Origin of the sequence: Rhodococcus sp. MH15 (assembly GCF_019266045.1) — a bacterium.
GTDB classification, from domain to species: Bacteria; Actinomycetota; Actinomycetes; order Mycobacteriales; family Mycobacteriaceae; genus Rhodococcus_F; species Rhodococcus_F qingshengii.
In genome coordinates this window covers 72722-96825 of record NZ_LPNP01000079.1, presented here as the reverse complement: position 1 = coordinate 96825, position 24104 = coordinate 72722, and the positions used below count along the sequence as shown (strand labels likewise).

Sequence of the window (24104 nt, the reverse complement as noted above, 5' to 3'; positions counted from 1 at the left end):
GGATGCACCACAACCCGAGCGTTGGATCACTCGCAGGCGATGCCGTCGTTGTCGCGGTCGAGATGCGGGGCGTATCCGTTCTGGCCCCGGTACAACGGAGCTGCGCCGGCATTACGAACGGCTGTGCAGTTCTGGTAGTACCGCGCTGGTGCGGGAGTGTTCTGCGGCGCCGGCTGGTTCTGGGGCGCTTGCGGAGCGGGCGGCGCCGGCGGTGCGAAGACCGGGGGAAGGAACGGCTGGACTGCGTCGGCAGAGCCAGTCGGAATCATGCGTGCGATCTCGATCGGTAGGAAATCGAAAACCGTGGATGCCTGAGCGGCGGGCGCGGCAACCAGAGTGATTGCGGCGCAACCTGCGACGCTGAATGCCAGACGGCGGAGCTTCATGTGACCTCGTGTTCAACTGGGCAGCCCTTCCACTTCGGAGGGCTGTGCCGGCTGAGCATACTGGTCATAACGACCAAATGGTTTATTTCGGTAAGGGTGAAATCTGGGGTGAAAAGCAGCGTCCCCGCACCGTATTGCTCAGGTGCGAGGACGCTGCTGTAGTCATCGAGGGTTACGCGTCGACAAGTTCCTCGGCGAAGGGGTCACCGTTGCGGGGAGCGTCGAAGCGCACCTTGTCGAGGATTCCCTCACGCTTTGCGACGATGACCGGGACCAGTGCCTGGCCGGTGACGTTGACTGCGGTACGGCCCATGTCGACGATCGGTTCGACTGCGAGGAGCAGTCCGACGCCGGCCAGGGGAAGACCCAGGGTGGAGAGCGTGAGTGTGAGCATGACTGTCGCACCGGTGGTTCCCGCCGTTGCTGCCGAGCCGATGACCGAGACGACGACGATCAGCAGGTAGTCGGTGAAGGTCAGCGGAACGTCGTAGAAGCCTGCGACGAAAATCGCCGCGATCGCGGGATAGATTGCGGCGCAACCGTCCATCTTCGTGGTGGCACCGAGCGGAACGGCGAACGAGGCGTACTCACGCGGAACGCCGAGGTTGCGTTCGGTGACGCGTTCGGTCAACGGCAGGGTGCCGATCGACGAGCGCGAGACGAATCCGAGCTGAGTTGCGGGCCAGACGCCGGAGAAGAAGCTTCGAACCGAGAGGCCGTGTGCGGCAATCAGGATGGGGTAGACCACGAAGAACACGATCGCCAGACCGATGTAGATGGCGGCGGTGAAGACGCCCAGCGACCCGATCGCATCCCATCCGTAGGTGGCGACAGCGTTGGCGATCAGCGCAGCGGTGCCGATCGGGGCAAGGCGGATGATCCACCACAGGACCTTCTGGACGATCGCGAGCAGCGAAGCGTTGAACTCGAGGAACGGCGCAGCCTTGGGACCGATCTTGAGTGCAGCAATACCGATTGCACCGGCGATGACGAGCAGCTGCAGGACGTTGAAGCTCAGCGATGTAGTCGCCACGCCTTCGGCGACGGAAGTCTTTGCACCCAACCCGAGGAAGTTGTTCGGAACCAGTCCGGTGATGAACGCCCACCACGAACCGGAACTCTTGGGTTCCTTCGCGGCTTCGGCGGCGACGTCGGTCCGTGAACCGGGATCGGTGATCAGGCCGACGATGATGCCGATGATCACAGCGATGAAAGCGGTGATCGCGAACCAGAGCAAGGTCTGCACGGCCAGGCGAGCTGCATTGGCGACCTGGCGCAGGTTGGCGATGGAGCTGACAATGGCGGTGAACACCAGCGGGATCACCGCAACGGTGAGCAGCTTGACGTAACTCGAGCCGATGGTCTGCACGGTGCCGACCAACCAGTTGACGTTGCCGTCGGCCGCATCAGGCATTGCCCGGGCGACGAGACCGATGATGACACCGAGTACGAGACCGGCGACGATCTGCGGTCCGAATGCCGTCGCCCAGGACGGAAAACGGGACGTGGACTTTTCCGGCACGCCGGTGGAGGTGGAGCTGGGCATGACTATGCCTTTCGAAAATCAAGGGAGCGAAACGCAGCGCGGCACCAGAGGCCGGGCAGATTCGAAGAAATGTTTCCTGGTACGCGTCAGGTCAGAGCGAGCGCGTACACATTGCGCTCGCCTGCAGGCGAAGGTCGACGTAACGCCGACTGGTCAGGAACAACACTGTCCACACACTACTCGCAGCTTCAACTACTCGATCCCGAGGGTCGCCGCGGGAGTTCGCTTCGTGTTCGTCGGGCGTGCCCCGATCAGTCACTGTTGGTCGGTTGACTAGTCTCGACGATCAGTAGGTGCCGCACCGGCGCCTACGCGTCGGCAAGCGGAAGCGAGAGACCGATGAGCGTTCGGAATGCCGAGTACCCGCGTCCGAAGCATTTCCTGGTGCACCTCAGTGACACGCATCTGGTGGCTCAGGGGGAGTTGTACGACGCCGTGGATGCGTCGACGAGATTGCGGGAAGTGCTCAGCGGGATCGTGGCCTCGGGCGCACGCCCGGATGCACTGATATTCACCGGCGACCTGACCGACCAGGGACACCCCGACGCATACGCGGAACTGAAAGCCATCGTGGAACCCGTGGCGGCCGAGATCGATGCGCAGGTCGTCTGGGCGATGGGCAACCACGACGACCGCCCTACGTTCAGATCTCTGCTGTTGGGCGAGGACGCCACCGATGATCCCGTCGACAACGTCTACGACCTTGACGGACTGCGGGTGATCACCCTGGATTCGTCGGTTCCCGGGCATCACTACGGTGAGATCACGGATGGCCAATTGGATTGGCTACGCGCAGAATTGGCGGTGCCGGCGCCCGACGGAACAATTCTGGCGCTGCATCATCCGCCGGTTCCGTGCATTCAGGATCTCGCGGTTCTGGTGGAGTTGCGCGATCAGTCCCGGTTGGCGGACGTCTTGCGTGGCAGCGACGTCCGGGCGATTCTTGCTGGGCATCTGCACTATTCGACGACGGCGACGTTCGCCGGCATTCCGGTTTCCGTGGCGTCGTCGACGTGTTACACCCAGGACTTGAATGTGGAAGTCGGTGGTCAGCGTGGTCGTGACGGGGCTCAGGGGTGCAATCTGGTGCACGTGTACGACGAGACAATTGTTCATTCGGTCGTTCCACTCGGCGCGCACGTGACGGTCGGTGAGCCCGTCGACGCGGCCGAGGGTGCCCGGAGGCTCAGTGTTGCCGGCATTCGAATCCTCGAGAGCGAAAAGGCGGCACGCTCGATCATCTGAGGTGGCAGGCGGTTTCCGACACCCACGCGCAGTTCTGGGTGATTGCCGGGCGGTCGCGTACTCACTACCGTCGAGGTAGGTGCAGAGCTCCAGCAACAAGGACCGGCTAGCTGGACGGCAACCCTTCATGCCGATGGGGTGCCCCGGAATCACACCTGGCGATACGCGCGGTGCGTGTCGCAAGCGGCAGTCGCCACGAGAACCGTCAGTCCGGTGCTGACGGTTTCTGCGGTCGGCACTGTGCGCTCCCGAGTAGTTCTCGAACAGGAGTATGCGCCGATGACCTCGACCCCTTCTCATCTTGCTCCGCTGCATCTCGCCGTAGCGCTGGACGGTGCCGGTTGGCACCCAGCGGCCTGGCGAGAGCCGCACTCGCGCCCGAGTGAGCTGTTCAGCGCGTCGTATTGGACTGACGTGGTGACGATCGCCGAGCGTGGTCTGCTCGATTTCGTCACCATCGAGGACAGTCTCTCGGTGCCGGCCAACCCACTCGAGCCTGTCGACGACGCGGTTGACCGGGTGCGCGCTCGGCTCGACGCACATCTCGTGGCCGCCCGACTGGCACCGATCACGAGCAACATCGGGTTGATCCCGACCATCACCACCATTCACACCGAACCGTTCCACGTGTCCAAAGCCGTTGCCACGCTGGACTACACCTCGCGCGGTCGCGCCGGGTGGCAGGTGAAGGTGTCGGCGTCGGAATCCGAGGCAGCACAGTTCGGGCGCCGCGACATCCCAGCGCTCACCGATGCCGACCGTCAGTCGATCGTTTCAGGCGTCCTCCCGGACTTCGTGCGCGCGCTGTTCGACGAAGCTGCGGAGGCAGCCGACGTCGTCCGGAGACTCTGGGACAGTTGGGAGGACGACGCCGAGATCCGTGATGTGGAGCAGCGCCGATTCATCGACCGGGACAAGCTGCACTACATCGACTTCGAGGGAAAGTACCTCTCGGTCCGTGGACCGTCGGTGACTCCGCGCCCGCCGCAGGGGCATCCCGTCGTCACCGCATTGGCACATCAGCGGGTCGCGTACGAGCTGGCGGCGCGGACGGCCGATCTGGTGTTCGTGACGCCGTTCGACGACGAGCAGGTCACGGCAATCCTGGGTGAAGTGCGAGCAGCCGAAGAACACGTGCAGCGCACCGGCGAACCGCTTCGGGTCTTCACCGACATCGTCGTATTCTTCGATGCTCCGGAAGAAACCGGAAAGGAACGGCTCGCTCGCCTCGACGCGCAGGCCGGCGCCGAATACCGTTCGGACGCGCTGACCTTCACCGGCACCGCGGCTGAGTTGGCAGATCTTCTGCTCCGGTGGCAGCAGTTGGGAATCGACGGCTTCCGGTTGCGGCCGGGCGTCGTCGTGGACGACCTCGACGCCATCGCCGGTGAGCTGGTACCTGAATTGCAGCGACGCAGCGTATTCCGCACCGAGTATCCGCAGACGAATCTTCGCGGACTGCTTGGCCTACCCATCGACGTTCCCAACCGCTACGCCGCCGGTACTCCGGCCGCCTGACAGACGAGGAATACATTTTCATGAGTTCTCAGAAGCGTAAGCAGGTCATCCTGGGTGCCTACCTCGGCGGCGTCAACCATCACACTGCATGGTGGGATCCGCAGGCGGGCAGCCAGATCGAGTTCGATTCCTTCGAACACACCGCTCGAACCGCCGAGCGTGGGAAGTTCGACTTCTTCTTCCTCGCCGAAGGCCTTGCCCTTCGTGAGCGTGCAGGACAGATTTTCGATCAGGACATCATCGGTAGGCCGGACACCTTCACGGTCCTTGCATCGTTGGCGGCGGTAACCGAACACCTCGGATTGGCCGGCACTATCAATGCCACGTTCAACGAGCCGTACGAACTGGCCCGCCAATTCGCGACGCTCGATCAGTTGTCCGGAGGACGTGCCGCCTGGAACGTCGTCACCTCGTTCGACGCATTCACCGGCCAGAACTTTCGCCGCGGCGGATACCTCGACCGCGCGCAACGATACGAGCGTGCGGAGGAGACCGTAGCGCTGGTGCGTGAACTGTGGGATTCGTGGCGAAGCGACGACATCGTGGCCGACAAGGCATCAGGGCGCTTTCTCGCGCGACCGGATGCCGGTGAATTCGCTTTTCATGGATCGCATTTCGACGTGAACGGCCGATTCACAGTGCCGCGTAGCCCGCAAGGGCGCCCGGTTATTCTGCAGGCCGGGGTGTCGCCGCAGGGGCGCGATTTTGCTGCCGGCAATGCCGACGCGATCTTCTCACCGTACGGTCAGTTGCCCGAGGCGGCCGATTTCTATCGCGATATCAAAGCACGTGCCGTTGCGGCCGGACGTGACCCGGGTGACATCAAGATCCTGCCGTCGGCGAGTTTTGTTCTCGGCACCTCGGAGGCAGATGCGATCGAGAAGTACCGAGAGATTCGCGACCAGCAGGTCACCGGCCAGACCGCTTTGGTTCTGCTCGAACAGATCTGGAATCTCGATCTGTCGAAGTACGACCCCGAAGGACCACTACCCGATATCGCTCCGGATCCCGAGGCTCCGCCGATCATCCAGGGCCGCGCCTTCATTCACCAAGATCGTTTCGCGACCGTCGCAAAACTGCGCGCGGTAGCGGAGAGCAAGAAGTTGAATCTGCGCGAAGTGGTGATCGATCAGTTCGAGCGTGGACCGATCGTCGGTACACCGCAGCAGGTTGCCGAGAAAATAGATTCGTTTGTCAGCAACGACGGTTCGGATGGGTTCATCCTCGGGTCGCACCTTGTGCCGACCGGCCTCGATGAGTTCGTCGACGACGTGGTGCCGCTGTTGCAGGATCGAGGTGTCCTCCGCAGTGACTACGAAGGAACGACGTTGCGTGACAATCTCGGACTGCCCATTCCGGTGCAACGGGAGCATGTGACAGCACGCTGATCGACCGAAGTAGCAAGGGCCCAGCCGAAATCGGCTGGGCCCTTGTTTCGTCTAGGCTTCCCAGGGAGCCGGGATGGGGTAGTAGCTCTCCAGGAACTCCGTGATCTTGCGTGTGCGAAGTTCCAGATCGATCTCCGGAGCGCTGCCGTCGTTGAGGCAGAAGAAGTCCATGGAGCGCTTGGCGAGCAGTGAGTCCATGTCGCGCAAACCGGCCTTGACCGTCGTATCGACGTATTTGACGGCGGCGGACTTCTGCACCACCGACCGTCCACTCATGAGCGTGTAGTAGTGGTACAGCGAATTGGTCACCGAGATATTGGAACTCGCGCGGAAGGTGCTTGCTGCAGTGGCCGCGAAGTCTTCGGCGAACTCGCGTTCCATCTCGGCCATCACGCTCTTGCGTAGTGGCGTCGCTGCGTGCTCCAGATGTCTGGTGGTCATCAGGCCGAAGCGGTCCTGCAGCAGACGGCGGTTGACGCGGGCCGCATTCTCGAACCCGCTGCGGTCGTTGTCGTTGTGTCCCAATCCGATTCTGGTGTCGGCCTCGATGAACATGCTGATCCCACCGGGGGAGAAGAACATGTCAGGGCCGACGGGGCGACCGAAGAACATGTCGTCATTGGAGTAGAGGAAATGCTCTGCCAGACCCGGAATATGGTGCAGCTGGCACTCGACAGCTTGAGAATTGTGGGTGGGCAACACACTTGGATCGGCGAAGAACTTTTCGCTGGGCATGAACGTGACTCGCGGATCGTCGGCAAGCCAGTCCGGACGATCGGAATCGGTTGCGACGAAGATCCGCCGGATCCACGGCGCGTACATGTGGATAGATCTAAGTGCGTATTTGAGCTCGTCGATCTGACGGAAGCGCGCTTCTGATTCGTCGCCCTCGCCGACGATGTAGTTCTGCATGCGCTTGGCGCGCTGAGCCTGAAACTCTTTGGAAGAACCGTCGACCCAGGAAAAGACAAGATCGATATCGAAGCTGATATCGGAGGCATGATCGGCGAACATGTTCTCGATGGTCGGCCAGATCCGGCCGAATCGCTCGACGGTTCCTCGGACAGCTTCTTCGGGGAGGACGGTTCGTCGTGTCAGTGAGTTCTCGACGGGTAGGACGATTTCTTCGTCGGAAATCGACCACAATTCGATCTGAACGCCGATGTTCGCGCCGTAGTTCATACCGCTTGCGACGTGAACCCTCGGACGGAACAAGCGGAAGATCCGTGACTTGTTGGTTTTCGACAGGGCACCGTCCGCGACAAGGAGCGCTGGACTCTTCTTCGCGTCGACAGTTTTGGAATAGAAGGGTGCGTTTGCGCATCCCTCGACAAGTGCCTGCCGCAGGTTCTTGCGTTCCGTCCAGCTGACCGCGATGACCGGGCGCTCGTCGTTTCCGCGGACGAGTAGATACTCGATTCCTGCGGCGTCGAGGATGTCGCGGATGAAGAGGAGATCTTCGACCATCGCTTCGAGCGGCGTGGTGGTCGTGATCGCGAGGGCAAAACGATTCTTGAATCGGACGGTCTCGGGTAGCTCGCCCATCCGTGCGCGTGACGCGGCCGACGCCGGCTCCACAGGATTGGGGCTGTCCTGCTCCGGAGGTACGAAGTAGATGTCGTGCGGAGCGGGAGATTCTGTAATGGGATGCCTTCCGATTCTGATCCAGCTGTGTATCTGTCGCCCCGACGCTGCGAGAGCGTGGTGGCGACGAGCTCAGTCTATGCCGTCGGCGCCGAAAGTCGGACATGAGTGACGGGGATGGGTAGCGCGGGGCGAGTCGGGTACCCCGAGGACCGAAGCGAGAGTGAAGGAGGAGAACCGATGCGTGTGAAAGCGATGGTCGGAACAGGCGCGGTGGCGGTTGCGCTGGCCGCCGGCCCAGTTGCGACAGCGTCTGCGGAGCGAACCGAGGCAGCGGGGTCGGAGGGTTCACCGGAGATGCTGACCTGCGAGGTGGTCTTCGATGCACTCGAAGACATGAGCCCGGAATGGACGGAAGAGGGGATCGATCAGGTCGAGGACTGGTGTGAGGCGATCACCGGCGAAGAAGACTGAGCGTCAGCCGCGCGAAATCACCCGTCGCGAGAGTCGCCACCGCCCGTCTTCGAGTTCGAACTCGTCCGCGTAGCTCCCGACGCCGCTGAGCTTGGGCGAGGTGGTCGTGTCGACGTAGAACGTCCACACCGCATCCGCGCGGGCTGTCGTTTCCGAGGTCACGTCCACGGCGATCGCCGTGGTGACGTGGCGTGTGAATGTGCCCGGGCCTTGTATGCCGGCGGCTCGACGCTCGACTACTCCAGCAGCAATTTCTTCACGGCCACGTCGTACCTGTGCGGGGATACCGCGATCGGGATTGGCGGGCATGTTCCATTCGGCCTCGCGCGTGAACTGCTCCACGTAATCCTCGACCGAGCCGGTATCGGCAAGATGCGCGATGCGAGCGAGCGTTGAACGAATCTGTTCGGCAGGGCCCTCGGGTTGCATGCTGTCCTCCGTAGACGTGGGTGCGGCAGATCGCACGCTACAGCTCATGACGACAACGACGACGGCCTCGTCCCAGTGAGCGGCAGTATTCTCCGACGAGGGAGCGGTGAACTTTGAGATCACCTCGAGTTCAACCGTATTCGAGCCCGCAGCGTAAATGATTGAGTGTTCACAGTAGGCAGCGCCATGACGACTGCCGCGCCCGTAGGCTTGACCGACTCACAGGAGATCGCCATGTCCGTCACCGAACTCGAACGTGTCACCCAGACCCCGGAGCAGATCTACGCTGCCGGCGGAATCACCGTCCACAAAGTAGGCGAGCTGATCGGCGCCCGCATCGACGGCGTCCATCTCTCCGGCGACTTGTCCGAAGAGACCGCCTACGCGATCAACTATGCGCTGGCAGCGCACAAGGTTGTGTTCTTCCGTGGGCAGCAGCATCTCGACGACACGTCGCAGTACGAATTCGCCGGAACCCTCGGCACCCAGACCACCCCGCATCCGACGGTGAAGTCCAGGGGCGACAAGCTGTTGGTGCTCGACCGTGCCGCCAACAGTTGGCACACGGACGTGACGTTTGTCGACCGCATTCCGAAAGCCTCGATTCTGCGAGCGACGACCATTCCCGAGTACGGCGGAGCGACCACGTGGGCGTCGACCACCGCTGCGTACGACCAACTGCCGCGTTCGCTCAAGGTCTTGGTCGAGAATTTGCGGGCCGTTCACACCAATGCCTACGACTACGCCGAGGTTGTCGATCAGGCGAACCCGGTAGATGCGCAGCGCCAGGCCTACTACGCCGAATTCACCCGTGAGATCTACGAGACCGAACACCCGGTGGTGCGGATCCATCCGGCGACGGGGGAGAAGACCCTCCTGCTCGGGCACTTCTTCAAGGAGTTCGTCGGACTCAAGCCGTCGGAGTCGGTCGCTCTTTACCAGATCCTGCAGGCACGAATCATCAAGTTGGAAAACACTGTTCGATGGAACTGGTCGGCCGGCGACCTGGCGATCTGGGACAACCAGGCGACTCAGCATTACGGTATCGCCGACTACGGGACTCAGGCCCGGAGCGTGCACCGGGTGACGTTGGCCGGCGACGTCCCCGTCGACGTCCACGGCGAGCAGAGTCGAATCCTCCAGGGTGACGCCGCGGAGTATTCGATCATCGCGGACATCGACCGGCTTCCTGGCTTCGCCGCGAACTGATCAGTCGTGCTGCGGGTGATCCGGCGGGAACATCTGTCCCCATGAGTGACTGCACGCTCGGCACGTCCATTCCGGGGTGTCCGGTCCCACGACGCAGCCTGTTCCGGCGAGCCACGGTAGGTGATCGAACGGATGGACCGGCATCCCCGGGGCACACTGAGCGGTTCTGTGTGCACCGCACTGCGGGCACAGTGGATTCTTCGACAGCATGTAGTCGATGAAGTTGGTGTGCCCGGACGTGGCCATCCTTCCGGTGCATTTGCGGCACAGGACGGCTGGGTAGTCGTCACCAGGTTCAGCCTGCCTGAAGATCCGTGATGCGGAATGAAAGTGAAGGCGATCACCGCTGTTGAACATTCGCAACGGCAGCGGTGAGCGGCAACCTGTGCAGTTTCCCCGCTCGTGCATCAACGTTCGGGCGTGGGCAGCTGTGGACGTCGGATCCAGCGTGTCGATGTCGCCGAAGTAGTGCGCATAGTGTGACTGGCCGGCCGTGAGAATCCGGTCGGCCAGTGCGTCGTCGACCGGCCCTGGATCCGTGGGAAACGTGATGGACCATCGTTGTTCGAGTTCGGGAACGGTGGGCAAACCGTGGAGTTCGTACGGGCGTTCATCGACTTCCATCGGCGACGTGCCGTCGAACGGCGCAGCCACGGTCTCGATGCAGAGCAGCGTGCGAGGAGTGGTGTCGAGAACAGTGATCAACAGGTCGCCGATGGCCATCTTTCCGCGCATGATCCAGGGATCGACACGGGCACGGGGTTCGAGAAACGCGACCACGGCATCGAGCCACGGCGTGCCGAGTGCGATGAATACGTGCTGACCGGAGCTCCGCGTGATCATCGAACGATTCTCGCAAGGGCTGCCGACAACGTCAGGCTTTGACCACCTTGCGCCCGAGCAGCGATGCAACCAGTCCGTCGACGAAGGTCGCCTGACGGCCGAGAGGATCGGAATCCGCTCCCGCAACGCTGCCGATCGAAATCGATCTCGTCAGGCCGGTCTCGCTGATGAATTCGGCGGCGAGGTGCGCTTCTCGGAATGTGAGGCCGCCCAGATGTGTCGTGTCGTCGACGCCGAGAACACGCCCGTCGATGATGTCCAGGTCGAAGTGGACGTGGACGCCGTTCACACCCTGGCCCGCCGCGGCGAGGACGCGAGGCATCAAGGCCGCCATGCCATGGCGATCGATCTCGTCGATCGTCACCAGCAATACCCCGTACTCGTCGAGTGCGCGCTTGTGATCGACCGTGGCGTTCTTGACGCCCACCAAGACGGTGTTCTCCAAACTGGGGCCGTGCAGATCCGCTGCCGACGACAGCAATTGTTCGATATCGCCGTGGGAGGCGAAAATGATTGCACCCAAATCGGTTCCGGGTTCGGTGGCGATCGGAATTCTGGTGTTCTGCCAGGCCTCGGTAGTGAGCCACAGCGGCAACGTCGTGAGATCCGCGGCGGCGTTCTCGGCTTGAATGCAGCTGAAACCGATTCCGGACATGTCTTCGCGTAGACCGTGATCGAGGAGATGGCTTGCCAGCCCGGTAGTTTCGAGGTCGATCAATTCGACGGTCGCATTGGCATCGATCGGTTCGGTGCCCAGAACGTACCGCTTTTGGACGTAGGGCGATGTCATTGCCATCAAGAGCGCGCCGTAGTCGATCGTGAAGTCGACCGTGCCACCCAGTCGGTATTCGTCACCTGTTTCTCCGGCGTCGACGAGGAGGTGATCGCTGCTGGCGCTGATCACTTTCAGGCGCGGATCTATCGGGGTCAAGCCTTCCGGCGAGATGTCCTCGCGGCCGATGGACAAGATCAGGCGTCGGCTCGGCTTGTCCTCGTTGTCGAAGACGGGGCGTCGGCCGAATGCGTCTTCCCCTGAGACTCCATACGGCCGCGACGGCTTGACCTTGGCCTCGATGATGTCCGCGGTGAGAGTGAAGGCATCGTTGTTCAGCAGTTCGTACAGTCCGGGGGGAGTAGGTGATTCGGCCAGTACGATGCTGGCACCCAAACGCAGATGGTTGATCCCCTCGGGCATCGTGCCCGTCTCGAGGAGTGGCAGCGAGAACGTATTGCCGCCGGAAACGATCGGCAGTTCGATCGAGAACCGCTTCGTGATTTCGTCGGCTATGTAGACCAGATTCGACAGGTTGTCGACGGTCGGCTGGATGCCGCCGACGCACGCGAGGTTCGCGCCGATTCCGATCAGTCTGATGCCCTCGATGGGAAGGATTTCAGCGACTACGTCCAACGCCTCCGCCGGCAGGATTCCTTCGCGGAGATCTCCGAGGTCGATCATCAGCACGATGTCGTGGATGACTCCTCGCGTCAGTGCTGCTCTGCCCAGAGCAACAATCGTCGTCAACTCGGAGTTGAGGCTGATGTCCGCGTAGCGGATCGTGTCGTCGATCTCGTTCAACGACGGTGCGCGGATCAGCATCAGGGGAACGGTGATGCCGTCGCGGCGAATTCGGGCCAGGTTGTCCAGGCGGGAGTCGGCGATCTGTGCGACGCCGCCGCGGACCATTGCTCGGGCCACCTTGGGGGAGCCACATGTAGATTTGCTGACGCCCGCCACCGCAATACCCTTGGCATTGGACGCTTCGACGAGGACGCGCGCATTCTGTTCGATACGACGCAGGTCGACGGTGATGGTCGGTCCGGTCATGATCTCCCCGTTTTCTCCGAAGGCGGTTCACGATCCGGGCATTCCAGACCGGACGGTTGGCGTGAGCTGGGCAACTTTGCTCCAACTGTTGTGTCGCAGGACACTTACGTGCAGTATGAGGATACAACAGTTTCCTACCAGGCACTCTAGAGGAGCGTCGATGGCTACTCTCGTCAAACACGTACTTCGGCGCAAGCCGGCTTTGCAGATAGACCAGGAGACCGGCGCAGATACCAACGGCGGCGAGCTGACCCGCAGTATCGGTTTGGCGCAGTTGTCCATGTTCGGCATCGGCGCCACGATCGGCACCGGTATCTTCTTCGTCCTCTCGCAGGCAGTCCCGGTTGCGGGTCCGGCAGTGATCATCTCCTTCGTTGTTGCCGGTGTCGTCGCGGGACTCACGGCGATTTGTTACGCGGAGTTGGCCGGAGCTGTCCCGGCGTCGGGCTCGTCGTATTCCTACGCTTACGCGACGCTCGGAGAGCTTCCGGCCATGGCCGTCGGCGCGTGTCTGCTTCTCGAGTACGGAGTCTCGGCCGCGGCGGTGTCCGTCGGATGGTCGCAGTACTTGAACCAGCTACTTGGCAACCTCTTCGGGTTCCAGATCCCCGACGCGCTGTCACAAGCGCCGGAGCAGGGCGGCATCATCAATCTGCCCGCAGTGATCCTGGTGTGCCTGTGCGGTGTTCTGCTCATTCGCGGCGCCAGTGAATCGGCCAAGGCCAACGCCATCATGGTCTCGATCAAACTCGCAATTCTGCTGCTCTTCATCGTGGTCGGCATCGCCGGATGGAACAGCAATCACTTCGCCGACTTCGCACCGTTCGGATTCAGTGGCGTCATGTCCGCCGCCGGAATCATCTTCTTCTCGTACATCGGCCTCGACGCTGTGTCCACCGCCGGCGAAGAAGTGAAGAACCCTCGTCGCAATCTCCCTCTCGCGATCCTCATTGCGCTCGTGTCTGTCACCGCGATCTACATCGCCGTCGTCGCCGTGGCGATCGGTGCACAGGATTCCGCATCGTTCGAAGGTCAGGAAGCCGGACTGTCCGCCATCCTCGAACAGGTGACCGGATCTACCTGGCCGGGAACACTTCTGGCCGCCGGTGCGGTGATCTCGATCTGCAGCGTCACGCTCGTGGTCATCTACGGTCAGACCCGGATCCTGTTCGCGATGTCACGCGACGGCATGATTCCGTCGATCTTCCACAAGGTGAACCCGCGGACTCTGACGCCGGTGCCCAACACCATCATCGTCTGCGTCGTCATCAGCATTCTGGCCGGTTTCATTCCGATCAACTTCCTCGCCGAAATGACCAGCATCGGAACTCTGGTGGCCTTCCTCGTGGTCTCGGTCGGGGTCATCATCCTGCGGCGCAGTGACCCGGACCTGCCGCGCAGCTTCAAAGTTCCCGGCTATCCGGTGACGCCGATCCTCTCGATCCTGGGCTGCCTGTGGATCATCAAGGACCTCCGAACCGTCACGATCTACGTATTCCTCGTCTGGGTGACCGTCGCGATCATCTGGTACTTCGCCTACGGTATGAAGCACTCGCGCCTCGGGGCGAAGAACCGCGCCGAACTGGGATCGGAGTCCGAGTCATGACGTTGCTCGCGGGATACGCACCCGACGGTGACAGCTCCGGAACCGTCCATCTGGCAACGCTGTTGGCGCGCTCGTCCGGTGAACCGCTGGTGATCTGCGCGGTGATTCCCTCGCCGCCACCGCCCGGGATGGCGCGTGTCGACGCCGAATACCACCAGCAATTGCGAGCCGAAGCCGAAGCGGCACTGGCGAAAGCGCGGGCAGACATGCCCTCCGACGTCGACGTAACCTATGTCGTGCATGAGGCTCAGTCGACGTCGAGTGGCCTGCTCGATCTCGTTCACGAGCACGAAGCCAAGATGATCGTCCTGGATTCGTCTACGGCCGGGGTGTTCGGTCACGTGGCTCTCGGCAGTGTCACCTCACGCTTGGTGCACAGCTCCGACGTTCCGGTCGCCCTGGCGCCGAGGGGATTTCGAACCAAGCCCGGTGAGGTGGTTCGCCGCGTCACCGCCGCATACTCGGGCACACCCGATCAAGACGATCTGGTGCTCGCCGCCGCGACCGTGGCTGCGCGTGTCGATGCCGGACTCAGACTGGCGGCGTTTGCAGTTCGCGCAAACGCGCAGTACACGACCACGCTCGGGACCGAGGGGGATTCACCGATCATCTCTGAGTGGGCCGAGGTGGTCGAGCGCGAGACCAACGCTGCCTTCGAGCGCGTGCGTGCACTGCCCGAAATACCCGACGTCATGGAATCGGTTATCAGCCATGGTCGTAACTGGGCCGAGGCGCTCGAGGGTGTCGAGTGGGACCGAGGTGACGTTCTGACTGTCGGCTCGAGCAAGGCAGGTCCACTGGCGCGGGTGTTCCTCGGCAGTCGGGCGGCGAAGATCGTGCGGTACTCACCGGTTCCGGTGGTGGTGGTGCCGCGATCGGCGTCGACCCGAATAGTCGATCAGGCCGAAGCGGAATAGAGATCATGGCCGACGAGCGGAGTGCTTGTCGGCCCTGATCTTTCAGACGGAGCGAGCGAAGAGCGCTGGCTCGGAGCCGGGAACCTGAGAGACCTGCTCTCGGGCAACCAGATGGCGAAGGTGAGCTGCGCCCTCGGAGAGCGCCATCGTCTTTCCCATCGGGGAGATCTCGGCCCACGGCTTGTACCACTTCATCTTTGCCGCGACGTCCCACACCGTGAGCTTGTCGTCGGCGAACTCCTGCAGCAGGTGATCGAGTCGCTCCTGGTGATGCTCGATCAGCTCGCCGGCGCGACCTCCGACGTCGTCGATCGGAATGCCGTGTGCGCCGAGACCGCGGGTGATGTTCATGTTCTGCACCCGTGCGAGCGAGTCGAGGAAATCGGCGAGGGCATCACGCTCGTCGAGGGGGTACACGAAGTTGCCGACGTGGGGTGTCGTCTTCTGCAGGACGTGGTCGCCGGTGAACATGACGTCGGCGTCGTCGAGGTAGAAGCAGACGTGACCAGGCGTGTGGCCGGGGGTGTAGACAACGCGGAGGCCGCGGCCGGTGAGCGCGATGATTTCGTCGTCCGCGAGAAGGCGGTCGGGAGCGGACTCGGGGCCCACCGGAGACTCACCCGCGGCAGCCAGTCGGAATGCATCACGGTCAGCTGCGGGCGCTCCGGCACGTTCCATGTTGTCGAGCTGGTACGCCATCCACTCCTCGTTACGCGCAGTGGCCATCTGATCGAACAAGTAGTGGTCGTCCTCGTGCATGGCGATCCAGGCGCCGGATGCCTCGCGGACCCGTCCGCACAGGCCGGTGTGGTCCGGATGGAAGTGCGTGACCACGACGCCCTCGATGTCGGTCACCGAATGCCCGATCTCGGCGAGCCCGGCGTTGAGGCCCTGCCAGCCGTTGTCGTCGCCCCAACCAGCGTCGACCAAGATCAGTCCGCCGGGGGATTCCATGGCGTAGACGAGCGTGTGCCCGAGCGGGTTGTCCGTGATCGGGACAGGAATCTGAAATATGCCATCACCGATGGCTGCCGCACCGTTCATATCAAGTACCTCTTAACGATAAGGGAACGCACTCTTAGTACTTCATGTTTACCGTGCGCTCGTTTGGTTGGTGACACAGGTCCTGCCTGGCGGGAGTGCGGCATGTTTTCGGTCGACTTCGGATCGGGGAGAGTTTTATCGACCGAATGATGCCATTGAGTCGAAAGTAGTTGTTGAATAGGGTTTTTCGTGATTTCGCCGTGTCAGGGGCGTCCTCGGATGGCGGATCCGTCGAGCAGTCGCGCACTAGCCTCCGAGGGACAGGCGCGCTGTGCGGTTATCGAGAAAGACGGGTCATGCGTTTTCAGGTTCTGGACATCATTTTCAACCCACCCCATCCAGTGACCGGCGAGGAAGTTGCCCCGTCCGATCGGCTCAACCGCGTCGTCGAACTGGCGGTTCTCGCCGAAGAACTGGGTATCGATTCGTTCTCGGTGGGTGAGCGCCACGCCGGGCCGGTTCTTTCGTCGGCGCCAACCGTCGTTTTGGGGGCGATTGCGCAGGCCACGGACAGAATCCTGCTGTCGACAGGTGTCACGGTCCTTTCGCTACTCGACCCGATCCGAGTCGCCGAAGATTTCGGAACCATCGATCAACTCAGCCGGGGACGCCTCGAGATCGTGATCGGCAAGGGCAACGAGGTTCTTCAATACCCGCTCCTCGGTCTGGACATCGCCAAGCAGTACGAGTACCTCACCGAGAACTACGAACTCCTCAAACTGCTGATCAGCGAGGAAAACGTCAAGTGGGTGGGAACGCACCGGCCTTCGCTCGAGGACGCGACGACGCTACCGCGTCCTTTCGACGGCCCGTTCCGTATCTGGCACGGATCGGCTACCTCGTTCGAGGCCGTCGAACTCGCGGCGAAGTGGGGCGACCCCATCGTCACCGCCAACGCCTTCCAGCCTCGTGAGAACTACAAAGTGCTGATCGACCACTACCGCGAGCAGTACCTGGCGTACGGACATGACCCGGCCAAGGCGTACGTCGGATCGGGTTCGGGCGGATTGTTCCTCGCCGACACGACCGAGCAGGCCATCGAAGAGTTCCGTCCGATCTACGAAGGCGCCGTTGCGCAGGCCGACAAACGCAAGCACGATCCCAAAGCGGTCGGAAAGTCGACAAGCTTCCGGACCATCGAGGAAGCCGTCGACCGTGGGCCGGCATTGGTCGGGTCTTCGGAGCGAGTCGCCGAGAAGATCCTCGATTATCACGAGAGCTACGGCCACGATTTCCAATCGGTGTCGGTCAATCACGTGCTCGACTTCGAGCAGCAGAAGGACACCCTGCGCCGATTTGCGGAAGAGGTTATCCCGCTGGTGAAGGCCGAACTGTCGACGACGCTGTGGACCTCGGCCGACAAAGATCGGGCGAAGGGTTTCACCGCCGTCGACTGAGCGGAGAAGTCTGACTGTCGGGTAAGCGGGTCCGGCGCTGCGACCGCTCACGAGCTGCAGTAACTTGTTACCGACATCGCGGTCGGTTTTGACCGCAATGAAGGTATCCGTGAGTGGGAGTAGTGCGTTGACGTTGGGTGTGAACTCGCTTCCCGCGAACGAGCTGAGTCAGACGCTGTGGGTCGATCTGTTTCCTTGGCTGGACGACTACGTATCCGATCGTGCTGCGCTGCTCGAGCCGCTGGCACCGTCACCTGATTGGTGGTTCAGCGAAGCGCCGTCGTTCACTGTTCTCGAGGTCGATCTCGAGAAGGTTCTCTCCGAGCTGGCGTCCCTCTACATCGCTCACCACGCGGCAGCGGTATTAAGAGCGAGCTTTCCGCTACTTGGTGAAGATCTCCCGCTGGAGGCGTTGAGTCTGGATACTCGCGCAGTGACTGCACTGTCTCGGCTCACCACCGACAAAGCAATCGGCGGACTGCTGATGCACACGACCGCTGAGATCTTCGGCGTGCGCGGAACGAGCGAACAGACGGTGCACGACATAGTGCTCAACCTGTTGGTCTGTGCGGTCATGACGACTCCGCTCGCCCGCGTCGAGGCCACTGAGGAAGCAGGTGCCCCACCCGCGATCACAGCGCTGCTCGACGATCTCGCTCAGCTTGCTATGTGGCGACGGGTCCGAGGTCAGGACAGCAGACCACTCGTCACCGTCGAGGTCGACGACGAATCTCCGGCCTCGATTCAGGAAGTCGCCGCCCGGATCTCGGCTCTGACGCCGAACGACTTGCCCGACACCGACCGTACCGACGCGATTGACGAAATCGACAATCTCTTCTCCCAGTTGGACGAGCGGGAGTCGTTGGTGTTGCGTGAGCGGATCGTAGCGCGAGTGCCGCAGCGTAGGGGAGCGATCGGAGCCAAGCTCGGAGTGGGCTCGGGGCGGGTCGGGCAGATCGAGGCCGACGTGAAAGCCAAACTCAACGCGGCGTGCGGATTCGGGACAGCCGTGGGGAACCTGCTTGCCAGCCTGCGCGTCGAGATTCAGCCGGTAGCTTCGCTTGATCGCCTGCTCGACGTGCATCCGAGCATCGCGGCGGAGGTGCCTGGTTACGGAGTTCCGCTGTGGTTGGTTCTGGACCGTCTCGACGACTACTTCGAGGTGACTGACGGTTGGGCAGCCGCTCCGGGCGTCGCGGCGGCCAAGAAACGCACTCAGACCTTGCTGGAAGACTTTGAGTCCCCCAACGGTGTAGTTGCACTCGACGACGTCGCCGAAGTTGTGTCGATGTCACGCGGCGAACTGGAGAAGTGGCTTGCGTGGTGCGGGGTCGTCGTAGTGGCGGATTCTGCGCTGACGCGTGCGCGTCGGATCTCCGATCTGGCAGTCGGCGCGCTCGAAGCCGTCGGATCGCCGAAGTCCGTCGTGGAGCTTGTGGAGTTGCTGAAGTCCGATCGCAGTGACCGGTCGATCGAGCGCGCGCTCGAGGCCGACGATCGCGTGGCGCTCGACGGCGCAGTGTGGCGGCTGCACGCCTGGGGAAGCGCGGATTCCGTTGGGGAGGAATCGGTTTCTTCGGGAGAGGCTGAAGAAGCCAGTGAGTTCAACATTGGTGGTGACGGGATAGTCCGGCGCAAGCGGACACGCAACACTGCGAAGACGCCAGAGTTGACTCGCCGCCTGTACCGGTCAGGTAGTACGTGGCGGTATCGACTGACCGTGACCTCTGATCATCTGCGGGGCTCCGGGTTTGCTGTACCCGCCGGTGTCGCGGTCGCTGCCGGCTGTGCGCGCGGCGCGAACATCGAGTTGGAGAGTCACCTCGGCGTTCAAGCAGTTCGATGGACCGGAGCGCAGCCGACGTTCGGCACTATCCGCCGATTCCTGCGTGAACTCTCCGCTGTGGAGGGCGAAGACGTGTTCCTCGAGCTGTGGCAAGACGGAACCTTCCGCGTGGTCCGACCGGCGATCGTTCACTCTGACATCGACCCACTACGTCAGGCACTTGCAGAGGTTGGCAATCGCGAGCCATTGCGAACTGCCGAGAGACATGTGGTGCGGATTCTCGCCGAAGCCGTGTGTCTGGACGGCGAAGACCGTCCACGAAAGATACTGCGCGCGTACGAAGATCGTGGTGAAGACGTGGTTTTGGACTTCCTGGAGGCGGCATGGAGGCGCGGCGAAGCATCCGAAATCGACGAGGTAGAGGGTAAGGATGCATCCCATGACTGACGTCGCGGACACCCGCATAGTGGGCACCAAGATCCTTGCTGCGGACGAGTCCCTCGCCGGCGCCATCGGCTTGCACCACACCATCGCGACAGCGTTCGCCGATCTGATCGACAACAGCCTCGACGCCGAGGCCTCCCACGTGCTGATCAGGTTCGTTCAGGACGGCACACGGATCGTGTCGATGATGGTGATCGACAACGGCTCCGGCATGGACAGTGACACCATTGATTCCGCGATGACCTACGGCCGCCGACGCGACTATGCCGCCGGGGACCTGGGTCATTTCGGTGTAGGGATGAAGGCGGCGTCGTTGAGTCAGGCTCGGTTGCTCCGAGTGTGGTCTCGAAAGTCCGGGCACCCGACGCAGGGCCGCGAGATCGACTCGGCCTCAGTGCAGGGGCGTCAGTCAGTTTCCGTGATCGAGGACCGGCAAGCCGAAGAATTCTTCGACGCAGTCACGCCCCGCTTTCCCTTCGACACCGGAACTGTTGTCGAATGGCGCGGCATCACAACATTTCTCATGTCCGCGCACGCGGACGAGCAGACCAGCTGGCTCGAACAGACCATCAACGACGTGCGCAGTCACCTCGGCGTCGTATTTCACCGTCTCATCGAATCCGGCCGGATCGCTCTGACTGTGGATGTCTTCGACGTCGAAGCGGGACGCGCCGGCGCGCTGCGCACAGTCAGTGCCATCGACCCGTTCCGGTATCCGCGCACCGGCGACCCCAACTACCCTCGGACACTTACCGTGTCGATCGCCGGTGCCACAGTAACCGCCGAAGCTCACCTGTGGCTCGCCCGGAGCAATGCACCGGAATTTCGCATCCACGGCGCCCCCGGCCGCGACCAGCAGGGGCTCTACTTCTATCGGCACGATCGACTCCTGCAGATCGGCGGCTGGAACGCGATAGTGCGGGGCCGACCGGACTACGGATTGGCACGAATTGCTGTCGATCTGAACGATTCTCTGCTGCAGCACATCACCATCAATCCCGAGAAATCGGGGGTGACGCTCGACGCCACTGCGTCGGCTGCCGTCGACGGGGCCGTCTTCACGGATTGCAACGGTGGATTCCGTTCGTATCTGACCGATGCCGAGCGCGTCGTGCGGGCAGCCCGAAGTTCTGCACCTCGGCCGATCAGCGTCATCGAGCCGGCATCCGGCTTTCCGGAAGACGTGCTCGATTCCTTCAGCGACGCCTTCGAATTCAGCGTCGGTGATGATCCTGTTGCTGTGGGTTGGCGAGCCTTGGCGCGTGATCAGTTCTTCGAAGTCGACCTCAAGACTCGGACTTTGTGGATCAATGCGCGTTTTCGGCGTGATCTGCTCGGACGTCGCAGTCTCGACCCGGCTGATGCTCCGGTGCTCAAGACTCTCGTCTTCCTGTTGGTGAGTGAGATGTTCGAAGGAACGAGAATCGGCGCGCGTCAGAGGGAAAAGATGCAGGCGTGGCAGGAAGTGTTGATTTCCGCAGTGGCAGCGCACCGGGAGCAGGTAGTGCAGTGAGTGATGAAGTATTCCGTGCGGTTGCACGTGAACTCGGTGACGGGTTTCCGCCCGAGAACGTGCTGTACCCGGTCAACGCGCGCCTGCGAGCGAGCTATCCGGACGGCCTGACCATCGCGGACATCATCGATGTGTTCCTCGACGACAGTGCTGTCGGTGTACGAACGGCGCTCACCTCGCGTCTCCGGCAGTGGGATGCGGAAAGTGTTGAGACGTGGGTGGGCTCGACTGTTCCGCAGAGCCCGGAACGGCGAGCTCGGATCTACGACTTGTTGGGATTGCCGGTCGACGCCCACGCCGAGATGGATGCGCACTTCCCTCGCGAAGGTGGGCCGGTTGTCATTGCTGCTCAGCAGCCGTGGGACCCCTGGTACACCTCCGAGCGCCGGCGCGAGCACGACTTCTATTGGCGCGCTTACAAGCGAGTTCTAGCCGACAAGAACTGGGACGAGGCGACAATCGGAAAGCTGGACATTGCAACGACTGAAGTTGTGCACCGGCTTGCGGATCCGACGCGGCCCGAGCCGTATCAGTCCAAAGGTTTGGTGGTCGGCTACGTCCAGAGCGGGAAGACGGCGAATTTCAGTGGCGTCGTGGCCAAGGCGATCGACGCTGGGTACCGCTTGGTCATCGTTCTGACCGGCACTATCGAGATTCTCCGGAGCCAGACTCAGCGACGCCTCGACATGGAATTGGTCGGTCGTCAAAACATCAGTGCCGGTGTGGACGACGACTACGCCAACGACGAGGACTGGCGGGACGGGAACTTTCTCGAACACGAAATCGATCCGAACAAGACCAATGAAATCCCGGCTATCCGTCGGCTCACCACCTCGACCTTTGACTACAAGAGTCTGCTCGCGGGCTTGAGCGCACTGCACTTCGAAACCGTGGATCACTCTCTTCCACTCAATGATCCGAAGAATCTGTACCCGAGCAATATTCGTATCGCGGTCGTGAAGAAGAACGTCTCCAGCCTCAAGAAGCTGGTGGCCGATCTGAAGAAAGTCCCGACCGAGCTCGATCAGATCCCGGCTCTGATCATCGACGACGAAGCCGATCAGGCATCGGTGAACACGATCGATCCGAAGAAGATGAAAACCGAGCAGGTCGAGCGGACGGCGATCAACGGTCAGATTGCTGAGATCCTCGGTCTACTCAAGCGTGCCCAGTACATCGGTTACACCGCAACACCTTTTGCCAATGTGTTTGTCGATCCGGAAGACAGCGTCAACGTCTTTCCTTCGGACTTCATCGTCAGTCTCGAGCGGCCCGGCCCGTACATGGTGGTGCGGACTTCCACGATCTCGACGATCTCGAAGACGACGACAAGACTCCGGCCAATTCGAACCAGAAAGCGTACGTACGGGATCTCCGGGCCGAGTGCGACGAGGATCGTTCTGCCGAACAATTGCGGGCTCTCGACTCGTTTGTCCTGACCGGGGCGATCAAGCTTTTCCGGGAATCGAAGGGCGTCAAGCCGTATCGGCACCACACGATGTTGGTGCACGAATCGGTGAAGCAGGCCGAGCATGACGCCGTAGCCGACGACTTCAAGGCCTTGTGGAAATCGGCCGGATACAGCCAGGCCAAGAGTCTTTCCCGGCTGGACAAGCTCTGGGCCGAAGACTTTGCGGTGGTGAGTGCGGCTCGGGGCAGTGAACTGGAGAATCCTGGTTCGTTTGCCGAGTTGGAGGAGTTCATCGGCGCCGCCTACGACAAGATTTCCGAGGGAGCCAGCCCCGTCATCGTGGTCAACGGGGCTGCCGAGAAGGACTACAAACAGGATTCCCTCGACTTCCAGGAACGGGGAGTATGGAAGATCCTTGTCGGCGGAACAAAGCTGAGTCGCGGCTTCACAGTCGAGGGCCTGACCATCACTTATTACACGCGTCGAACGGGCCAAGCTGACACGTTGATGCAGATGGGACGCTGGTTCGGATTCCGCCCCGGGTACCGAGACTTGGTGCGCCTGTTCATCGGCCGCACGGTTGGCGGACCCGCCGGCGCGGACTACGACATGTACAAGGCGTTCGAGGCGATCGTTCGGGACGAGCAGGAGTTCCGGAACGAGCTCACCAGATTCAGCGGCGTGAACGAGAAGGGCGAACCGTGGGTCACTCCACGCGATGTGCCGCCGATGGTGTTTCAGCAGCTGCCGTGGCTCAGACCAACGGCTCGAAACAAGATGTTCAACGCCGATCTGGTTTATCGAGGCATGGGTGGTGAAAGTTTCAGCTTCACGATGCAGCCCCCGCGAGGCGACGGTTCGATCAACGCTCGGCACTTCGAGGCGGTTACACCCTTGTTGAAGTCGTTGGACGAAACAGGGTCCTTCAATTTCGTTGACAAGGATGACGTTTCGCGATCGTTCACTGCGCGATATGGCATCGTCCCTGCCCATGTGGTGTTGGAGGCCGTCGACCAGTTCGAGTGGGCGAACGGGTGGGATTTCGGTCCCCACCGCGAAGCGCTCTCGACCGCTATCGAATCCGGATTGCTCGAAGACTTCGCAGTTCTGCTTCCGTATCCCAAGACCCGGGAGCCGATCGAGATCAAGGGTTGGCACGAGAAACTTCCGATCGTCAATCGCAAACGCCAGGAACGCGAGTACCGAACAGGTTTCACCGGTACGGCCGTTCGTGAGCGCGATGCGATCGAGCACATTGCGGGCAGCCCGAAGAAGAACGGCGGACCGCTTGCGGGTGCACTTCATCGGAAGACTCGCGGTGCATTGATTCTGGTATTTGCGAACGATCCGGCTCCTCGTCAGTTGAAACGGGCACAGGCTGGTCCCGTGGACTCGCGCGATTTTGCGACGTTGTTCTCGTACGCGCTTCCGCACGCGGCGGAGCCGTTGGGGCGAATCGGTTTTCGGGTCAAGCAGTCGGGGACAGGGGCGATCGTCGATGCGAACTAGGTGTGTTGTGGTGGGAGACAGGAATGGGTT

The 24104-nt window shown here is 61.9% G+C and carries 19 protein-coding genes and 1 riboswitch; of the genes, 12 read left to right on the top strand and 7 right to left on the bottom strand.

The window, feature by feature from the left end; translation table 11 throughout:
• Positions 1-26: 26 nt before the first annotated feature.
• Both ATN37_RS22785 and ATN37_RS22780 read right to left on the bottom strand, forming a co-directional pair.
• Positions 27-386 (bottom strand): excalibur calcium-binding domain-containing protein, encoded by a 360-nt coding sequence (locus ATN37_RS22785; RefSeq protein WP_003940648.1) that lies wholly within the window; start codon positions 384-386, stop codon positions 27-29.
• 172 nt (positions 387-558) lie between these two features.
• A complete protein-coding gene (locus ATN37_RS22780) occupies positions 559-1932 on the bottom strand; it encodes a dicarboxylate/amino acid:cation symporter (RefSeq protein WP_058037184.1) in 1374 nt (457 codons plus the stop codon).
• 339 nt (positions 1933-2271) lie between these two features.
• On the opposite strand from ATN37_RS22780, the gene ATN37_RS22775 reads away from it, so the two are divergent.
• The 3 genes from ATN37_RS22775 (at position 2272) to ATN37_RS22765 (ending at position 6083) form a co-directional block, all read left to right on the top strand.
• Positions 2272-3177, top strand: a complete 906-nt coding sequence (locus ATN37_RS22775) for a phosphodiesterase (RefSeq protein WP_218695646.1) — start codon at positions 2272-2274, stop codon at positions 3175-3177.
• 78 nt (positions 3178-3255) lie between these two features.
• A riboswitch (SAM riboswitch) is annotated at positions 3256-3369 on the top strand.
• Positions 3370-3456: 87 nt separating this feature from the next.
• Positions 3457-4695 (top strand): LLM class flavin-dependent oxidoreductase, encoded by a 1239-nt coding sequence (locus ATN37_RS22770; RefSeq protein WP_256933461.1) that lies wholly within the window; start codon positions 3457-3459, stop codon positions 4693-4695.
• 20 nt (positions 4696-4715) lie between these two features.
• Positions 4716-6083 (top strand): NtaA/DmoA family FMN-dependent monooxygenase, encoded by a 1368-nt coding sequence (locus tag ATN37_RS22765; protein ID WP_007729254.1) that lies wholly within the window; start codon positions 4716-4718, stop codon positions 6081-6083.
• 51 nt (positions 6084-6134) lie between these two features.
• Here ATN37_RS22765 and ATN37_RS22760 read toward each other — a convergent pair whose 3' ends face one another.
• A complete protein-coding gene (locus ATN37_RS22760; protein WP_020970156.1) occupies positions 6135-7628 on the bottom strand; it encodes a stealth family protein in 1494 nt (497 codons plus the stop codon).
• Between the two features lie 279 nt (positions 7629-7907).
• Here ATN37_RS22760 and ATN37_RS22755 point away from each other — a divergent pair, with 279 nt between their 5' ends.
• Positions 7908-8141, top strand: a complete 234-nt coding sequence (locus tag ATN37_RS22755; protein WP_047269827.1) for a hypothetical protein — start codon at positions 7908-7910, stop codon at positions 8139-8141.
• A gap of 3 nt (positions 8142-8144) precedes the next feature.
• Here the strand turns inward: ATN37_RS22755 and ATN37_RS22750 are convergent, their stop codons facing one another.
• Positions 8145-8570 (bottom strand): nuclear transport factor 2 family protein, encoded by a 426-nt coding sequence (locus ATN37_RS22750; protein ID WP_029538424.1) that lies wholly within the window; start codon positions 8568-8570, stop codon positions 8145-8147.
• Between the two features lie 234 nt (positions 8571-8804).
• On the opposite strand from ATN37_RS22750, the gene ATN37_RS22745 reads away from it, so the two are divergent.
• Positions 8805-9779: a TauD/TfdA family dioxygenase gene (locus ATN37_RS22745; RefSeq protein ID WP_218680129.1), complete on the top strand. Its 975-nt coding sequence runs from the start codon at positions 8805-8807 to the stop codon at positions 9777-9779.
• Here the strand turns inward: ATN37_RS22745 and ATN37_RS22740 are convergent, their stop codons facing one another.
• Both ATN37_RS22740 and ATN37_RS22735 read right to left on the bottom strand, forming a co-directional pair.
• The gene (locus ATN37_RS22740; protein ID WP_218695644.1) at positions 9780-10622 is read right to left on the bottom strand and encodes a hypothetical protein; all 843 of its coding nucleotides are present in this window, start codon (positions 10620-10622) and stop codon (positions 9780-9782) included.
• 31 nt (positions 10623-10653) lie between these two features.
• On the bottom strand, positions 10654-12447 hold the full coding sequence (locus tag ATN37_RS22735) for an alanine racemase (protein WP_218695643.1): 1794 nt from the start codon (positions 12445-12447) through the stop codon (positions 10654-10656).
• Positions 12448-12607: 160 nt separating this feature from the next.
• Here ATN37_RS22735 and ATN37_RS22730 point away from each other — a divergent pair, with 160 nt between their 5' ends.
• Together ATN37_RS22730 and ATN37_RS22725 are read left to right on the top strand one after the other, a co-directional pair.
• Positions 12608-14053 carry an amino acid permease gene (locus tag ATN37_RS22730; RefSeq protein WP_007729264.1) on the top strand — a complete coding sequence of 482 codons (1446 nt, stop codon included), beginning with the start codon at positions 12608-12610 and terminating at the stop codon, positions 14051-14053.
• Entirely contained in the window at positions 14050-14970 is a 921-nt protein-coding gene (locus ATN37_RS22725) for a universal stress protein (protein ID WP_218695642.1), read from the top strand. Before ATN37_RS22730 ends, ATN37_RS22725 begins: the two co-directional genes overlap by 4 nt.
• A gap of 42 nt (positions 14971-15012) precedes the next feature.
• On the opposite strand, the gene ATN37_RS22720 is transcribed toward ATN37_RS22725, so the two are convergent.
• Positions 15013-16014, bottom strand: a complete 1002-nt coding sequence (locus tag ATN37_RS22720) for an MBL fold metallo-hydrolase (protein ID WP_058037188.1) — start codon at positions 16012-16014, stop codon at positions 15013-15015.
• Positions 16015-16310: 296 nt separating this feature from the next.
• On the opposite strand from ATN37_RS22720, the gene ATN37_RS22715 reads away from it, so the two are divergent.
• The 5 genes from ATN37_RS22715 to ATN37_RS32750 all read left to right on the top strand — a co-directional run bounded on the left by ATN37_RS22715 (position 16311) and on the right by ATN37_RS32750 (position 24074).
• On the top strand, positions 16311-17411 hold the full coding sequence (locus ATN37_RS22715; protein ID WP_054825837.1) for an LLM class flavin-dependent oxidoreductase: 1101 nt from the start codon (positions 16311-16313) through the stop codon (positions 17409-17411).
• A gap of 109 nt (positions 17412-17520) precedes the next feature.
• Positions 17521-19644, top strand: coding sequence for a hypothetical protein (locus ATN37_RS22710; RefSeq protein ID WP_308125229.1), 2124 nt, complete (start codon positions 17521-17523; stop codon positions 19642-19644).
• The gene (locus ATN37_RS22705) at positions 19637-21154 is read left to right on the top strand and encodes an ATP-binding protein (RefSeq protein ID WP_218695640.1); all 1518 of its coding nucleotides are present in this window, start codon (positions 19637-19639) and stop codon (positions 21152-21154) included. The genes ATN37_RS22710 and ATN37_RS22705 overlap by 8 nt, the downstream gene beginning before the upstream one ends.
• A complete protein-coding gene (locus ATN37_RS32755; RefSeq protein ID WP_256933460.1) occupies positions 21151-22593 on the top strand; it encodes a hypothetical protein in 1443 nt (480 codons plus the stop codon). Before ATN37_RS22705 ends, ATN37_RS32755 begins: the two co-directional genes overlap by 4 nt.
• Entirely contained in the window at positions 22566-24074 is a 1509-nt protein-coding gene (locus ATN37_RS32750; protein ID WP_256933459.1) for a Z1 domain-containing protein, read from the top strand. The genes ATN37_RS32755 and ATN37_RS32750 overlap by 28 nt, the downstream gene beginning before the upstream one ends.
• Positions 24075-24104: the final 30 nt, after the last annotated feature.

Bases quoted from the DNA above. Each gene is read 5' to 3' on its own strand.
- ATN37_RS22785 (WP_003940648.1), bottom strand. From the start codon at position 386: ATGAAGCTCCGCCGTCTGGCATTCAGCGTCGCAGGTTGCGCCGCAATC.
- ATN37_RS22780 (WP_058037184.1), bottom strand. From the start codon at position 1,932: ATGCCCAGCTCCACCTCCACCGGCGTGCCGGAAAAGTCCACGTCCCGT.
- ATN37_RS22775 (WP_218695646.1), top strand. From the start codon at position 2,272: ATGAGCGTTCGGAATGCCGAGTACCCGCGTCCGAAGCATTTCCTGGTG.
- ATN37_RS22770 (WP_256933461.1), top strand. From the start codon at position 3,457: ATGACCTCGACCCCTTCTCATCTTGCTCCGCTGCATCTCGCCGTAGCG.
- ATN37_RS22765 (WP_007729254.1), top strand. From the start codon at position 4,716: ATGAGTTCTCAGAAGCGTAAGCAGGTCATCCTGGGTGCCTACCTCGGC.
- ATN37_RS22760 (WP_020970156.1), bottom strand. From the start codon at position 7,628: ATGGGCGAGCTACCCGAGACCGTCCGATTCAAGAATCGTTTTGCCCTC.
- ATN37_RS22755 (WP_047269827.1), top strand. From the start codon at position 7,908: ATGCGTGTGAAAGCGATGGTCGGAACAGGCGCGGTGGCGGTTGCGCTG.
- ATN37_RS22750 (WP_029538424.1), bottom strand. From the start codon at position 8,570: ATGCAACCCGAGGGCCCTGCCGAACAGATTCGTTCAACGCTCGCTCGC.
- ATN37_RS22745 (WP_218680129.1), top strand. From the start codon at position 8,805: ATGTCCGTCACCGAACTCGAACGTGTCACCCAGACCCCGGAGCAGATC.
- ATN37_RS22740 (WP_218695644.1), bottom strand. From the start codon at position 10,622: ATGATCACGCGGAGCTCCGGTCAGCACGTATTCATCGCACTCGGCACG.
- ATN37_RS22735 (WP_218695643.1), bottom strand. From the start codon at position 12,447: ATGACCGGACCGACCATCACCGTCGACCTGCGTCGTATCGAACAGAAT.
- ATN37_RS22730 (WP_007729264.1), top strand. From the start codon at position 12,608: ATGGCTACTCTCGTCAAACACGTACTTCGGCGCAAGCCGGCTTTGCAG.
- ATN37_RS22725 (WP_218695642.1), top strand. From the start codon at position 14,050: ATGACGTTGCTCGCGGGATACGCACCCGACGGTGACAGCTCCGGAACC.
- ATN37_RS22720 (WP_058037188.1), bottom strand. From the start codon at position 16,014: ATGAACGGTGCGGCAGCCATCGGTGATGGCATATTTCAGATTCCTGTC.
- ATN37_RS22715 (WP_054825837.1), top strand. From the start codon at position 16,311: ATGCGTTTTCAGGTTCTGGACATCATTTTCAACCCACCCCATCCAGTG.
- ATN37_RS22705 (WP_218695640.1), top strand. From the start codon at position 19,637: ATGACTGACGTCGCGGACACCCGCATAGTGGGCACCAAGATCCTTGCT.